General features: G+C 70.1%; 12 protein-coding genes. 4 read left to right on the forward strand and 8 right to left on the reverse strand.

Going from position 1 to position 13,890, the window contains the following annotated elements:
• Window positions 1–10 precede the first annotated feature (10 nt).
• The 3 genes from ACFWW9_RS16330 to ACFWW9_RS16340 are packed head-to-tail and all read right to left on the reverse strand — an operon-like array spanning window position 11 to window position 2,986.
• Entirely contained in the window at window positions 11–1,507 is a 1,497-nt protein-coding gene (locus tag ACFWW9_RS16330) for a tripartite tricarboxylate transporter permease (RefSeq protein ID WP_390377488.1), read from the reverse strand.
• Window positions 1,500–2,036, reverse strand: a complete 537-nt coding sequence (locus ACFWW9_RS16335; protein WP_390377491.1) for a tripartite tricarboxylate transporter TctB family protein — start codon at window positions 2,034–2,036, stop codon at window positions 1,500–1,502. Before ACFWW9_RS16335 ends, ACFWW9_RS16330 begins: the two co-directional genes overlap by 8 nt.
• Entirely contained in the window at window positions 2,033–2,986 is a 954-nt protein-coding gene (locus ACFWW9_RS16340; protein ID WP_390377494.1) for a Bug family tripartite tricarboxylate transporter substrate binding protein, read from the reverse strand. The genes ACFWW9_RS16335 and ACFWW9_RS16340 overlap by 4 nt, the downstream gene beginning before the upstream one ends.
• A gap of 188 nt (window positions 2,987–3,174) precedes the next feature.
• On the opposite strand from ACFWW9_RS16340, the gene ACFWW9_RS16345 reads away from it, so the two are divergent.
• Complete coding sequence (locus ACFWW9_RS16345; RefSeq protein WP_390377497.1) at window positions 3,175–4,752, forward strand: ATP-binding protein; 1,578 nt, start codon at window positions 3,175–3,177, stop codon at window positions 4,750–4,752.
• Window positions 4,749–5,438, forward strand: a complete 690-nt coding sequence (locus ACFWW9_RS16350) for a response regulator (protein ID WP_390377500.1) — start codon at window positions 4,749–4,751, stop codon at window positions 5,436–5,438. The genes ACFWW9_RS16345 and ACFWW9_RS16350 overlap by 4 nt, the downstream gene beginning before the upstream one ends.
• Before the next feature lie 15 nt (window positions 5,439–5,453).
• Here ACFWW9_RS16350 and ACFWW9_RS16355 read toward each other — a convergent pair whose 3' ends face one another.
• The 3 genes from ACFWW9_RS16355 to ACFWW9_RS16365 form a co-directional block, all read right to left on the reverse strand.
• Complete coding sequence (locus tag ACFWW9_RS16355; RefSeq protein WP_390377529.1) at window positions 5,454–6,635, reverse strand: AI-2E family transporter; 1,182 nt, start codon at window positions 6,633–6,635, stop codon at window positions 5,454–5,456.
• Window positions 6,636–6,721: 86 nt separating this feature from the next.
• Window positions 6,722–6,988 (reverse strand): GlsB/YeaQ/YmgE family stress response membrane protein, encoded by a 267-nt coding sequence (locus ACFWW9_RS16360; RefSeq protein ID WP_390377503.1) that lies wholly within the window; start codon window positions 6,986–6,988, stop codon window positions 6,722–6,724.
• 184 nt (window positions 6,989–7,172) lie between these two features.
• Window positions 7,173–7,598 carry a hypothetical protein gene (locus ACFWW9_RS16365; protein WP_390377505.1) on the reverse strand — a complete coding sequence of 142 codons (426 nt, stop codon included), beginning with the start codon at window positions 7,596–7,598 and terminating at the stop codon, window positions 7,173–7,175.
• A gap of 292 nt (window positions 7,599–7,890) precedes the next feature.
• Here ACFWW9_RS16365 and ACFWW9_RS16370 point away from each other — a divergent pair, with 292 nt between their 5' ends.
• Entirely contained in the window at window positions 7,891–8,286 is a 396-nt protein-coding gene (locus ACFWW9_RS16370; RefSeq protein WP_390377508.1) for a hypothetical protein, read from the forward strand.
• 67 nt (window positions 8,287–8,353) lie between these two features.
• Here the strand turns inward: ACFWW9_RS16370 and ACFWW9_RS16375 are convergent, their stop codons facing one another.
• Window positions 8,354–9,211 (reverse strand): dienelactone hydrolase family protein, encoded by an 858-nt coding sequence (locus ACFWW9_RS16375; protein WP_390377511.1) that lies wholly within the window; start codon window positions 9,209–9,211, stop codon window positions 8,354–8,356.
• Between the two features lie 201 nt (window positions 9,212–9,412).
• Here ACFWW9_RS16375 and ACFWW9_RS16380 point away from each other — a divergent pair, with 201 nt between their 5' ends.
• Window positions 9,413–11,854 carry a LuxR C-terminal-related transcriptional regulator gene (locus ACFWW9_RS16380; protein WP_390377514.1) on the forward strand — a complete coding sequence of 814 codons (2,442 nt, stop codon included), beginning with the start codon at window positions 9,413–9,415 and terminating at the stop codon, window positions 11,852–11,854.
• 6 nt (window positions 11,855–11,860) lie between these two features.
• Here the strand turns inward: ACFWW9_RS16380 and ACFWW9_RS16385 are convergent, their stop codons facing one another.
• Window positions 11,861–13,144, reverse strand: a complete 1,284-nt coding sequence (locus ACFWW9_RS16385) for an extracellular solute-binding protein (RefSeq protein WP_390377517.1) — start codon at window positions 13,142–13,144, stop codon at window positions 11,861–11,863.
• Window positions 13,145–13,890: the final 746 nt, after the last annotated feature.

The following is a 13,890-nucleotide window of genomic DNA, read 5'->3' on the forward strand; positions in this document are numbered from 1 at the left end:
CATCACGCCATCATGCCGGGACCTTCTCCCGGCTACGCCGGAATCGCAGGACAGCGGCCGAAAGCAGGATGACGGCGAGGATCCCGTAGGCGACCATCGCGAACGGGCTGTTCACCAGCGCGACCGGGTCGCCCTGGCTGATCGTCAGCGTCCGGCGCAGCTGCTCCTCCGCCATCGGCCCCAGGATCATGCCCACCACGGCGGGCGCGATCGGGTAGCCGTGGCGGCGCATGAAGAAGCCGACCACGCCGATGACCAGCAGCACGATCAGGTCCTCCACGATGAAGTTCACCGCGTAGGTGCCGAGCGCGGCGAACAGCAGGATGCCCGCGTACAGGTAAGGCCGCGGGATCTGGAGGACCTTCACCCAGATCTTGATCAGGGGGAGGTTGAGCACGAGCAGCATCACGTTGCCGATGTAGAGGCTCGCGATCAGCGCCCACACCAGTGCCGAGTTGTTCGTGAACAGCAGCGGGCCCGGCTGGATGCCGTAGCTCTGGAACGCCGCCACGATGACCGCCGCGGTCGCCGTGGTCGGCAGGCCGAGCGTCAGCAGCGGCACCAGGACACCGGCGGCGGCCGCGTTGTTCGCCGCCTCCGGTCCCGCGACACCCTCGATGGCGCCCTTGCCGAACTCCTCGGGGCGCTTCGCGAGCTTCTTCTCGGCCGCGTAGGACAGGAACGTCGAGACGTCCGCCCCACCGGCCGGGATGGTGCCGATCGGGAACCCGATGGCGGTGCCGCGCAGCCACGGCTTCCACGACCTGGCCCAGAAGTCCTTCGTCATCCACTTGCCGCCGACCGGCACGACCTCGACCGGCCCGTGCCGCAGGCGCGACGCCACGTACAGCGCCTCGCCGACGGCGAAGACGCCGACCGCGACGATGACCACGTCGATCCCGTCGGACAGCGTCGACAGGCCGAGCGTGAGCCGCGGCTGGCCGGTGAGCGTGTCCGTGCCGACCAGTCCGAGGAACAGGCCCAGCGCCAACGACGCCAGGCCGCGGCTGATCGACGAGCCCAGCAGCGCGGCGACCGTGATGAACGCGACGACCATGAGCGCGAAGTAGTCGGGTGGCCCGAGGGTCACCGCGAGGTCCGCGATGGTCGGCGCGAGGACGGTCAGCAGGACCGTGGCGATCGTGCCCGCGACGAAGGAGCCGATGGCGGCCGTGGCCAGCGCGGCCGCGCCGCGCCCGGCTTTCGCCATCTTGTTGCCCTCGAGCGCGGTCACGATCGACGACGACTCGCCCGGCGTGTTCAGCAGGATCGACGTCGTCGACCCGCCGTACATGCCGCCGTAGTAGATGCCCGCGAAGATGATGATCGCGGCCGTCGGCTCCAGCGTGTACGTCAGCGGCAGCAGCAGCGCGACCGTCATGGCCGGGCCGATGCCGGGCAGCACGCCCACGGCGGTGCCCAGCGTGACGCCGAGCAGCGCGTAGAGCAGGTACTCCGGCTGCATCGCGGTCGCGAAACCGTCGAGCAGCAGCGTGATGTTATCCATCGAGGAGTGGCACTCCCTCAAAGATCCCGGCGGGCAGGGAGAGCCCCAGTCCGGACGCGAAGGCGATCTGGATCGCCAGGGAGAGCACGACCGCGATCAGCAGGACCTTCCACCACGGCCGCGCGCCCAGCGTCCAGGCGGCGCCCGCGAACAGCACCGCCGCGGCCACCGGCCACCCGACGAGGTCGATCAGCACGAGGTGCGCGACCAGGAAGACCATGAGCTTGGCCACGGTCATCCAGTCGGTGCGCGCGTTCGCGTCCACGTCCTCCGCGTCCTCCAGCTCGCCGAGCTTGCCGCGCGCGGTGGCCACGATGGCCGCCACGCCGGTCACGACGAGCAGGAAGCCGACGGCGTAGGGGAACGCGCGCGGCCCGACCGAACTGGCCGAGGAGGGCACGCGGATGGTGCCCGCCTCGACCAGCGTGAAGATCCCCAGCGCGACGATCAGCCCACCGAAGACGTACTCCTCGATCTGGCGACCGCGCACCGGGTCCGCGCCCGGTGTCGGAGAGTCGACAGCGGTCACTTCACCAGACCGATTTCCTTGAGCACGGGCTGGATGCGACCGATCTCCGTGGTGAGGAACTTCGAGAAGTCGTGGCCGGTCAGGAACGTGTCCGTCCAGCCCTTCTTGGTCAGCTCGGCCTTCCAGGACTCGCTGGCGTGCATCTCGGTGACCAGCTTGACCAGGTTGTCCTTCGCCCCGACGGAGATGCCGCCGGGGGCGACGACGCCACGCCAGTTGATCAGTTCCACGTCCATGTTCGAGCCCTTGAGCGTGGGGGCCTTGAGGTCCTCGTGCGGGTTCGGGCCCGAGGTCGCGAGCGCGCGCAGCTTGCCGCCCTTGATCTGCTCGGCGTACTCGCCGATGCCGGAGATGCCCGCGTTGACCTTGCCGCCCAGCAGCGCGGCGAGCGACTCGCCACCGCCGGAGAACGGGACGTAGTTGAGCTTGTCGGGGGTGATGTTCTTCGCCTTGAGCATCATCGCCGCGAGGATGTGGTCGGTGCCGCCCGCGGAACCGCCCGCGATCGAGACGCCCTGGCCCTTCGCCGCGATGTCGGCGAGCAGGTCGTCGATCTTCTGGTACGGGGAGTCGGCGGGCACGACGACGACCTCGTCCTCGGCGGTGAGCCGGGCGATCGGGGTCGCGTCCTCCAGGCGCTTGTCCACGCCGTTGGTCTCGACCGCGCCGACCATGACCAGGCCGGTGATCATCAGGTAGCTCTCGGACTTCTCGTTGGCCAGCTTCTGCAGGCCCACCGTGCCGCCCGCGCCGCCGACGTTGCTGACCTGCACCGACTTGACCAGGTCGGCGCTGGTGATGCTGGCCTGCATGGCCCGCGCGGTCTGGTCCCAGCCGCCGCCGGGGTCGGCGGGCGCCATGATCTCCAGCTTCGCGAGCGAGCTCGACGAGCTCGCGCCGCCACCACAGCCCGCGAGCGCGAGACCCACCGCGATCGTCGCGGCCGCCACCGTGCGCGCTCCACGGGTGTGAATTCTCGACATTGTTCAACGCCTTCCGGTATCCGAAGCTCCAGTGCCCCGATGGCGGCTGAGGCTAGGCATTCGGCGGGTGACGAATACACCACTGGTAGTAAGGGTCGTATTGGTCGTTACGGTCGTGAAGCAGCTCACAGGAGGGCTAGGCCAGAATGCGCACCATGCGACGGTCGTTCTCACTCGGTGTCTACCTGCTGGTCCTGCAGGTGGTAATCGTTCTGGTCACGACCTGCACGGCGGGCCTGCTCGCCGCGAAGCTCCAGAACGACCGGATCCGCGAGGCCTACAAGGACCGGATGCTGTCCACGGCCGAGAGCGTCGCGCGGTTGCCGTCCGTGATCGACGCGTTCGGCACGCCCCACCCGGCCGAGATCATCCAGCCGCTCGCCGAGGTGCTGCGCAAGGCGTCCGGCGTGACCTACGTCGTGGTGACCGACCGCGAGGGGTACCGGTACGCCCACCCCGACCCCACCCGGATCGGGCAGAGGGTGTCGACCGACCCGTCGACGCCGCTGTCCGGGCAGGTGTTCGTGGGGACCGAGACCGGGACCCTCGGCACGTCGCTGCGGGCGAAGGTGCCGATCAGGGCGGCGGACGGGACGATCATCGGCATCGCGTCGGTCGGCATCCTGGAGACCCAGCTGTCGGCCGACTTCGCCGACGACCTGCCCGAGCTGATCGGCTGGCTCGCGGCGGCGGCGCTGATCGGGGCGCTGGGGGCGGCGATGGTGACCAAGTGGATCCGGCGGCGGACGTTCCGCCTGGAACCCGCCGAGATCGCCCAACTGCTGGAGACCCGCGACGCGATGCTGCACGGCATCCGCGAGGGGGTCGTCGCGGTGGACGACAACGAGAACCTGGTGCTGGTGAACGACGAGGCGATGCGGCTGCTGGACCTGCGCGAGGACCCCACCGGGCTGCCCGCGGCGCAGGTGCTGGAACGCGGAGGGCTGCTGGACCTCGCCCGCGGGGCCGAGGACATGGCGGACCGGCTGGTGCTCGCGGGCGAGCGGGTGCTGGTCGCGAACCGCATGACGGCCAAGACGCAGGGGAGGTCGGTCGGCGTCGTGCTGACGCTGCGCGACCGGACCGAGCTGCACGAGGCCCTGCGGGAACTCGACGGGCAGCGGACCGTCACCGAGGTGCTGCGCACCCAGGCGCACGAGTTCTCCAACCACCTGCACGTCATCGGCGGGCTGCTGGAGCTGGACCGGCCCGCGGACGCGGTGCGCTACATCGAACGCGTCGGCGGGGCGGGGTCGCTGACCTCGGCGACCGTCGACCGGGCGATGGGCGACCCGGCGCTGGCAGCGCTACTGCTGGCGAAGGCGGGAACAGCCCACGAGCACGGCGTCTCGTTCCGGTTCTCGCCCGAGTCGGTGGTCACGCGGGAGGCGGGTGACGACGCGCTGACGGTGTTGGGCAATCTGATCGACAACGCGGTCGACGCGGCGGGAGCGGGGGGCACGGTGCACGTGCTCGTCCGGTCCGACCGCGACGGGGTGCGCATCCTGGTCGAGGACGACGGGCCGGGGATCGAGGAAGCGGAACGCGGGAGGATCTTCACGTTGGGCGTCACGACAAAGGAACCGCGCCGGACCCACGGGCGGGGTATCGGGCTGGCGTTGGTGTCGCGGGTGGTGACCCGGCGCGACGGACGGGTCGACGTCGGGGGTTCGGAGCTGGGCGGGGCGTCGTTCGACGTGTGGCTGCCCGCGTTGGCGGGGGTGACGTCGTGAATCCCGTTCGGACGTTGGTAGTGGACGACGACTTCGCCGTCGCCGCCGTGCACCGGGCGTTCCTGGACACGCTGCCGGAGTTCACCGTCGTGGGCGAGGCCCATCGCGGGATGGACGCGTTGCGGGCCGTCGAGGAACTGCACCCGGACCTGGTGCTGCTGGACATCCACCTGCCGGACATCTCCGGGCTGGAGGTGCTGGCCCGGTTGCGGGCTCGGGCCGGGGCCCCGGTGGACGTGATAGCCATTACGGCCGCCCGTGAGGTCGAGACCGTTCGACAGGCGATGTCCCGCGGGGTTGATCACTACCTGGTCAAGCCGTTCACCCGATCGGCTTTTCTCGAACGGATGAACGCCTATCTCGCGCAACGGGCCGAGGTGTTGCGGGTGGGCCGGGATTCCGTGCTGGACCAGGACGCCGTGGACCAGTTGCTGGCCGCTGGCCAACGGAAGCCCCGGTCCGCCGGATTGCCCAAGGGGTTGTCGGCCGTGACCCTGCGGTTGGTCACGGAAACGTTGCGGGCCACCGACGGGGATATGTCGGCCCAAGAGGTCGGGGACACCGCAGGCGTTTCCCGAGTTTCCGCGCGGCGGTACCTGGAGCATTTGGTGGCGATAGGGAAAGCGGAAGTGCAACCCCGGTACGGCGTGTCCAACCGGCCCGCGCACGGCTATCGGCTGACCTGATTCGACGAACGCCGATCAGCCGATTTTGGGCGGGGTCTCGGTGTCGACGTCCTCGCCTTCCGGAGCCGATTCCTCCGGCGAGCTCGCGTGGACGTCCGCCGGGTCCACGTGCTCGTCCGCTTCGCTGAGCAGGGAGCGGATGCCGGAGTTCAGGACCGCCAGCAACGGGACCGACAGCAGCGCACCCGCGATGCCCGCCACCAGGAGACCACCCGCGATCGCCAGGACCACCGAGAGCGGGTGGAGCTTCACCGCGCGGCCCAGGAGCAGCGGCTGGAGCACGTGGCTCTCCAACTGCATGACGGCGATGACGATCCCGGCCACCACCAGGCCCGCGACCACGCCGTTCGCCACGAGGGCGATGAAGATCGCGACGCTGCCCGCGACCACCGCGCCGATGATCGGGATGAACGCGCCGAGGAACACCAGGGCCGCCAACGGGATCGCCAGCGGGACGCCGAGCACGGCCAGGCCGATGCCGATGCCGACCGCGTCGACCACCGCCACCGCCGAGGTCGCCCGGACGTAGCTGACCAGGGCCGCGAGCCCGCGCCTGCCCGCCACGTCGACCCTGGTGCGGACGCGGTCCGGGGCGGCGCGGATGAGGAAGTGCCAGATGCGGGAGCCGTCGTAGAGGAAGAAGATCAGGACGAACAGGACCAGCAGCGCTTGGGTCAGGAGTTCGCCCACGGTGGCGGCCGTCGTCAGCGCGCCCGAGGTGATGCCGGCCTGGTTGTCCGTCAGCGTGGCCAGGAACTTCGTGACCGCGTCGTTGATCTGCGTGTCGCTGAGGTGCAGCGGGCCGTCCGTTAGCCACTTCGAGACCTGGTCCACGCTCTGCGAGAGCTGGGACACCAGGCCGGGGACGCCGTTGACGAAGGTGACCACGACGAACGTGAGCACGCCGCCGAGGATGACCAGGCCGCCGATGAGCACGAGCGCCGTGGCGATGCCACGGGGAACGCCCAGGCCGGAGAGGTGGTCCACGCCGGGGACCAGCAGCGCGGCCAGCAGGAGGGCGATCGCGACGGGGACGACGATGCCCGCGAGGTAGCCCGTGACGGTGCCCACGACGTACAGCGCGGCCACCACCACCAGGAAGCGCCAGGACAGCGCGGCGGTGACGCGCAGCAGACGTGGCACCGCGCTCTGGACGTCGTCCACCTCGTGCGACAACGGAGTTCTTGCCCTGACCATGACTTCCCGCCCAACCGCTCCCCCGGACATGACGAACCCCGGCGACAGGGGGGAGTCGCCGGGGTCCGGGTGCACGCCTGTGAGGTCTAGGCGTGCGCGCGCCTACCCGTCACCAACCGGTAGATGCCGAGCAGGATGAGCGAGCCGAGGATGGCCAGGAGCCACGTGCTGAGGCTGAAGAAGGTGCTGATGTCGGTGCCGAACAGCGCCTTGCCGACGAAGCCGCCGATGACCGCTCCGACGATGCCGATCAGCATCGTGACGATGATGCCGCCGGGGTCTTTGCCCGGCATGATCGCCTTGGCGATGGCACCGGCGATGAGACCCAGGACGATCCAACCCAACACACCCACGGAAGTTCTCCTTCTTCGCGCGGCCTCGGTGTTCCCGTGGCCGCTCTCGTCTTGCTTGGTGGGGGAATGCCCGGCCGCCGTTCACTTCAAACCACGGTGGATCAACAGGATTTCCGCGCCTTTTTCCCGCCCCTTTCCAGGGGGTGGGGAACCGGGGCGTGCGGCGCCCCGGTTCCCCGGTAAATCAGCTGAGCAGCGTGACGGTGTAGTCCAGCGTGGTGCCGCTGGCCGAGTACGTCGCCGTCTGCCCGTTCTGGCAGTAGGACACGAACGTGTTGCCCGCGACGGTGTCACCGGCCGTCGCGTGGACCAGCGGCCGGACGTCGGTGCCCTCGGGCACCTCGGTCGCGGCCAGGTCGATCGTGCGCCACTGGTTGATCGGGTAGACGTCGGTGGCCGGGGTCAGCGACCCCTCGCGGGTGGTGAGCTGGAACGACATCGTGAAGCCGCCGTTGTTCACGACGGCGACCTTCTGCACGCACGGCGCGGCGAGGGTGCCCGCCGCGTCGTCCTGCTGCGCGGCAGCCGGACCCGCCGTGGCCAGCGCGAGAGCGCCGACGGCCAGGGAGCCGAGCAGGGCCGTACGAGCGGTGGTCAGTGCAGACGTCACTGGTGGAACCTCCTGGGAATGGGTTGTCCGCCGACGGTCCGGCTGGTTCGTCGTGTGCCGGATGGCCCCGTTCGGCGGTGGTGGTGGCCGACCCAGCGATACCCGAGGGGGTGGGGGCGAAACGGGGTTGGGGCCGTTCGGCGGCGCAACTTCGGCCGACTGCGCGCGATGTCCATCCGAAGTGGAATGTGCCGGGGTGATTTTGTTGACGTGCAAAGGTTTTCTCGGCCCGTCGAGGTTTGGACGGCGGCCGGCGGGAGAGGTGGTTCGGCGCGGTCGTAGGCTGGCGGGCATGACGTTGTCGCTGCCCGGACTGGGCGAACTCGCGCCGATCGAGGGTGCTCCGGACGGGGTCCGGTGCTGGACCACCACCAGCGGTGGTTCGGCGGTGGCCGTGCTCGTGGAGGAGCCCTCCACTGTGGACGACCTGGACACCGGGTTCATCGAGTCCGTGCTGGACGATCGCGCGGCGCTGCTGGAGATCGCCCGCGAGGCGGTGACCTCGGCGCTCGGGGCCGAGGTGGCCGCCGCGGTGTCCGATCCGGAGTTCACGTTCCACACCGGACGGGACTGGGTGCTCCGGTTCGCGGAGTGCGCGGCTCCCGGTGTGTCCGAACTGGGCGTCCTGGTGGTGTTCGAGGGTCGCGAGGTGACCGAGGTCGACGACCTGGCGGACGAGGACGACTGAGGTAGTGGTCGCACGCCGACGCCGCGACGACTGAGGGATCGTCGCGGCGTCAGGCAGGGAGCGGCGGTCAGGTGAGCGGGCAGGTGTTGCGGTACTCCTCCACCAGGGTCCCCGGCGTCGGGCCGGGGCAGAGGAACTGGTCGTAGCGGGTGTCGTTGTCCACGAACCGCTTGAGCCAGGAGATGCTGTGCTTGGCCACGGTGGTGTTCGCGCTGGTCGGGGCCGAGTGACTGGCGTTGTTCAGCTCCAGGTACGCCTTGTCGCTCGCCGTGGTGAGGCTGGTGTAGAACGGCTCCGCGTGCTGCGAGACCGGGGCCGTGGTGTCGTTCTCCGCCCCGATGATCAGGGTGGGCACGCGGACCGTCGTCCAGCTCTTGGTGGTGTGCCACGGGGTCATCGGGATGGCCGCCTGGAGCGCCGGCCTGGTGCGCGCGGCGGCCAGGGAACCGCCCCCGCCCATCGAGTGGCCCATGACGCCGAGCCGCGTGGCGTCCACCCGTGAGCGGACCGAACTGGTGCCGGTGAGGTAGTCCAGGGCCGCCAGCAGCTGCGTGCCCCGGCTGTCCGGCTGGTCCAGGGTCGAGGTCGTGTCGATCGTGAACACCACGAAGCCCTGGGAGGCCAGGCGCGGGCCCAGCCAGGCGACGCTGGACTGGGAGGCGGTGAAGCCCGGCGAGATGGCGACGCCGCCGAAGGTGCCGTCCGCCGTGCTCGTCGGGTAGTAGATGGTGCCGCCGCCGAAGCCCGAGACCGCCGAGCGCGCGACGGTCGTGGTGGCGATGGCGTAAGAGCCTCGGGTGGCTTCGACGCTGGCGGTGGTGGGGGCCGGGCCGCGTTCGTAGGGGTTGGCGGCGGCCGTGGCGGGTACCGCTGTGACACCGGCCAGCAGGACGGCCAGCGCGGGGATCAGGTGACGGAGTCGCACAGGGAATCGCTCCTCGTTCGTGCCTTGGAGCTGACGCAGGGAGTCAGCACGGCTGACCTAACGGCAGCGGGCGCGGTGCGCGCATCGGCGGATGTGCCGGTCCACCGCAAGCCCGACCGCAACCTCCCCGGTGTCGGGTATCGGTGGAACACCCGACTCGTGGCGGTTCCCGTCGTGGGTGGGATGTGGCACAACTGAGGAATGCTGCTCGGGCGGGACAGGCAGCGCGTCGCCGTGGACGCGGTGCTGGACCGCGCGCGGGCCGGGCGCGGCGGGGCGTTGGTGCTGCGCGGCGAGGCCGGGGCGGGCAAGACGTCGCTGCTGCGGGCGGCCCGGCAAGCGGCCGGTGACTTCACCGGTGACAGCCGCCGGGTCCTGCTGTGCGTGGACGACGCCCACCTGCTGGACCTGGCACAGGTGCTCGACCTGCTGCGGGAGGTCGAGGACGAGCCGGTCGTGGTGCTCATCGCGACCGAGGGCTCCGCGCACGGGCTCCCGTGCGTCGAACTGGAGCCGCTGGACCACACCACGAGCGTCCGGGTGCTGCGGGACCTGCGGCCGGGCCTGTCCGCCGAACTGGCCGACGACCTGGCGCACACGGCGTGCGGCAACCCCTTGGCGCTGGTGGAGTTGTCCCGCTCGTTGAGCAGTTCGCAGCTCGGCGGGGCATCACCCGCACCGACCAGCCTGCCCGCCGACAGCTCGCTGCGACGGCGGCTGCGAACCCGGTTGGACGCCCTCTCCCCCGCCGCCCGACGGGCGCTGGCGATGGTCGTGGTGGACGGCGACGTCGACGTCGACACGCTCGTGCGCTTACCGGACGTGGGCGTCGACGCCGTCGAGGAGGCCGTGGCCCTGATGGACCCGCGGCCACTGGTGCGCGAGACGCTCCGCACCGAACTGCCGCTGTCACTCCGCTACGCCGCTCACGCCGCCTTGGCGGACGTGCTGCCCGACGGCCCACGGCGCACCTGGCACGAGGCCGCACTGACACCGGGACCACGAGACGCGCAGGCCGATGCCCTGGCCCGAGCGGCCGGAGCGGCACGAAGTCGCGGCGACTACGCGGCCGCGGCACGCGACCACGGACGAGCGGCCACGTTGACCACCGGCTCGGACGAACGAGCACGCCTGCTCGTGGCATCAGCCGCCGACCACTGGAAACGCGGGGTCCCGGTCCGCGCACGGGCGTTGCTGCGCGAGGCGACACCGCTGTCCGACCACACCGAGTTGCGCGCCTTGGCCGACGTGGTGCGGGGCGGCCTCGACGTCGGCGCGGGCTTGCCGGACACCGCCGCACGCAGGCTCATGCGAGCCTCGGCAGACCTCCTGAGCACCCGCCGCGGCCTGGCGATCACCGCACTCGGCTTCGCCGGTGAGGCCGCCGCCATCGCGGGCGACCACCACTTGCACGGCCAGGTGGCCGAGATCGCCGCAGGTCTCCGCTCCACCGACGACCCACCGGGACCGGCGTTGACCCTCGACCACCTGGTCGGCACCGCCGCGAGCTACGCGGGCAGGCACGAGGAGGCGCTGCCCGCGTTGCGCTCGGTGGTCGCACTGGCCGATCTCGACCCCACCCCGCAGTCCAAGATCTGGGGCGGGCACGCGGCCTACATCCTCGGCGACGCCGCCAAGGCCCACGAACTGGCCGGACGCGGCGTCGCGGCGGCTCGCGAGAGCGGCCTGACCACGCTGGTGCCGTGGGCGCTGGCGTGCCGCGCGCTGACGGCGTTGATGGCGGACCAGCACGCGGCGGCCCACACCTCGGCGTTCGAGGGCGTCCACGCCGCGACCGCCGCCGGGCAGCACAACGCCGTCGTCGACCACCTGGTCGTCCTGGCGCTGCTCGCCGCGCTGCGCGGCGACGCCGACACCGCCGTGCACCGGATCGGCACGGCCGGGGAGCAGATCGACCACCGCGGCCTCGGCCGGTGCGGCACGATCGGCGCGTGGGCGTTCGTCTGCGTCGACCTCGCCCGCGACCGGCCGACCGACGCGCTGCGCCGCATCCCGCCGATCGCGGCGGGCGGCGTGCACGCGGGCGTCAAGGCCATGGCCGCGCCGCACCTCGTGGAGGCCGCGGTGGCGTGCGGACGGCCGGGCAGCGCCGACCGGGCCCTGCGCCGCTACGACAGCTGGGCGCGCAGCACCGGCAGCCCAGGACGCTTGGCGCTCGCCCACCGCTGCCACGCGCTGGTCTCCGGCGGCCAGGAGGGCGAGGAGCACTTCGACGAGGCGATCCGCCTGCACCAGGCCAGCGGCACCACGATGGAGCTGGCGAAGACGGAGCTGTTCCACGCCACCCGCTTGCGCCGCACCCGCAAACCCAAGCGGGCCAGGGAACTGTTGCGCGACGCCGTCCGCCACTTCGAGCACCACGAGGCCGACTACTGGGCCGACCGCGCCCGCGCCGAACTGCGCCTCGCGGGCGAACCCACCACCGCCCCCAAAGCCGGACGGGCCGCCGAACTGACACCGCAGCAGTCGCAGATCGCCCGGCTCGTCGCCGAGGGCGCGACCAACCGCGAAGCCGCCGCGCGCCTGTTCCTCAGCCAGCGCACCGTCGAGCACCACCTGCGCAACATCTTCACGAAGCTCGGCATCCGCTCCCGCGTCGAACTGGCGAAGGTCTTCACCTGACCCGCTCTACTTCGCGAGCTTCTCCGCCTCCGCAAGAGCCTGCTTCCACGCCGACTCGACCTTCGTGCCGTGCTCCACGGCCTGGAGCGCGTCGCCGAACACCTTGTCCTGGATCTGCCCGGCAGCGGGCCCCTTGTGCTGCGCGGCCGGGACCTTGTTGGCCTGCTCCGCGAACAGCGCGCCGACCTTGGCGTTGCCGAAGTACGGGTTCGTCTGGTTGAGCAGCGCGGGCGACAGCAGCGCCTCGTTCTGGCTCGGGAACGTGCCCTTCGCGGTGAACGCCTTGATCTGCTGCTCCGGCGCGGTCAGCCACGCGGCCAGTTCGGCGGCTTCCTTCGGGTGCCTGCTCTGCTTCGGCACGGTCAGGAACGACCCGCCCCAGTTGCCCGCACCACCGGGGAACGCGGCCGTGACGGCCCACTTGTCCTCGTTCTCCGGCCCGGACTGCGCCTCGATCACGCCGAGCATCCACGAGGGGCAGGTCTTGGTCGCGAAGGCGGCGTTCTTGAACGCGGTGTTCCACTCGTTGCTGAACGCCACGAGGTTCGCCGACTGCCCGTTCTCCACAGCGGCCGTCACCTGGTCCCAATCCGCCTTCACGGCGGTGTTGGACTCCAGCACCAGTTTGTCGTCCAGGTCGTAGTACCCGACCTTGTTCTGGTTGACCATCGCGTTGAACACCTGCGACGCACTGTCGAACCAGGCTTTGTCCGAGTTCGCCACGAACCGGTCACCGGTCGCGAAGTAGCTCTCCCACGTCCCGAACAACGCCCCGACGGCCTCCGGATCCGACGGCAACCCAGCCGCCTCGAACAGGTCCCGCCGGTAGCACATCGCCATCGGCCCGATGTCCGTCCCGTACCCGATCAACTCACCGTCGCGGTTGCTCGCGGCATCCGACTTCCACTGCAACCACCGCTCGGCCGTCACGTCGGAGGGCCCGATCTTGTTCAGGTCGTTGAACTGGTCGGACTTCGCCATGACCTGCGCGATCCACCCCTCCTCGACCGCCTCGACATCGGCCAACCCGGTCCCGGACGCCATCTGCGTGAACATCGTCTGGTGGTGGTCGTCGGCCTTGCCGGTCTTCCGGTGCGTGATCCGCACGTGCGGATGCGTGTCCTGGTACTGCTTCAACAGATCCTCGTACCCGAACTCGTTGAACGTCGCGATGGACAACTCCACATCCGCGACAGCCCCCTTGCTCTCCTCCCCCGCCCCACAGGCCCCACCCGCGACGACGAGCAGAACAACACAACCCAACGCTCTGGCGCGCAGGCGATACGACACAACACGACTCCTCTACCTGGACCCACGGGAACTGGGAGCGCTCCCAGGCCTGGGAGTGTGCGCAGCGCCACACACCAGTGTCAAGAACCGGTGTCCACCCTGTTACCACCACAAGACATCCCCGCCGACCAGCACAAATGGTGTGGACCACCCCACCCGTCACACCGAGGGACCCCACCTCGTCCCAGAGACATGACCCCCGCCTACCGCCGTGTCGTACTACTCCTGCTCGGCGTTACCGCCGCCTACGTAGGCACCTGGGCCTACTTCGCCCCAGAGTCCTGGTACACGACCTTCCCCGGCCCAGGCCACCACTGGCTACCAGCACTAGGGCCCTACAACCAGCACCTCACCAAAGACGTGGGCGCGATGTACCTAGCCCTAACAGCACTAAGCCTCGCAACAGCAACAAGGCCACAAGACACCTTCGCCACACGCATCACCGGCACAGCATGGACAATCTTCAACACCCTCCACCTCATCTACCACCTACAGCACCTCACCATGTACCAACCCACAGACCAAGCACTAAACGCAATCACCCTCTCACTACTCACCATCGCAAGCGCAGCCCTCCTACTCCCCCACAAGACCACCACTGAGCTGCACAAATCTCAACCGCACTCCTAATCCTCCGGCCCCCGGCCGGCACTCGCACCGCACCTCTCTCCAGCCGATCCGGAGGCTTCTTTTAACCCCCACCCCGGCCGACCCCCGATTGTTTTTGCGCCCCCACCCTTTTTCGC

Source organism: Umezawaea sp. NPDC059074, from assembly GCF_042738955.1.
Taxonomy (GTDB): domain Bacteria; phylum Actinomycetota; class Actinomycetes; order Mycobacteriales; family Pseudonocardiaceae; genus Umezawaea.

What these genes read in the sequence shown, in the direction of transcription:
- ACFWW9_RS16355 (WP_390377529.1), bottom strand. Translation starts at nt 6,635, where the DNA reads ATGGTCAGGGCAAGAACTCCGTTGTCGCACGAGGTGGACGACGTCCAG.
- ACFWW9_RS16370 (WP_390377508.1), top strand. Translation starts at nt 7,891, where the DNA reads ATGACGTTGTCGCTGCCCGGACTGGGCGAACTCGCGCCGATCGAGGGT.
- ACFWW9_RS16345 (WP_390377497.1), top strand. Translation starts at nt 3,175, where the DNA reads ATGCGACGGTCGTTCTCACTCGGTGTCTACCTGCTGGTCCTGCAGGTG.
- ACFWW9_RS16380 (WP_390377514.1), top strand. Translation starts at nt 9,413, where the DNA reads ATGCTGCTCGGGCGGGACAGGCAGCGCGTCGCCGTGGACGCGGTGCTG.
- ACFWW9_RS16330 (WP_390377488.1), bottom strand. Translation starts at nt 1,507, where the DNA reads ATGGATAACATCACGCTGCTGCTCGACGGTTTCGCGACCGCGATGCAG.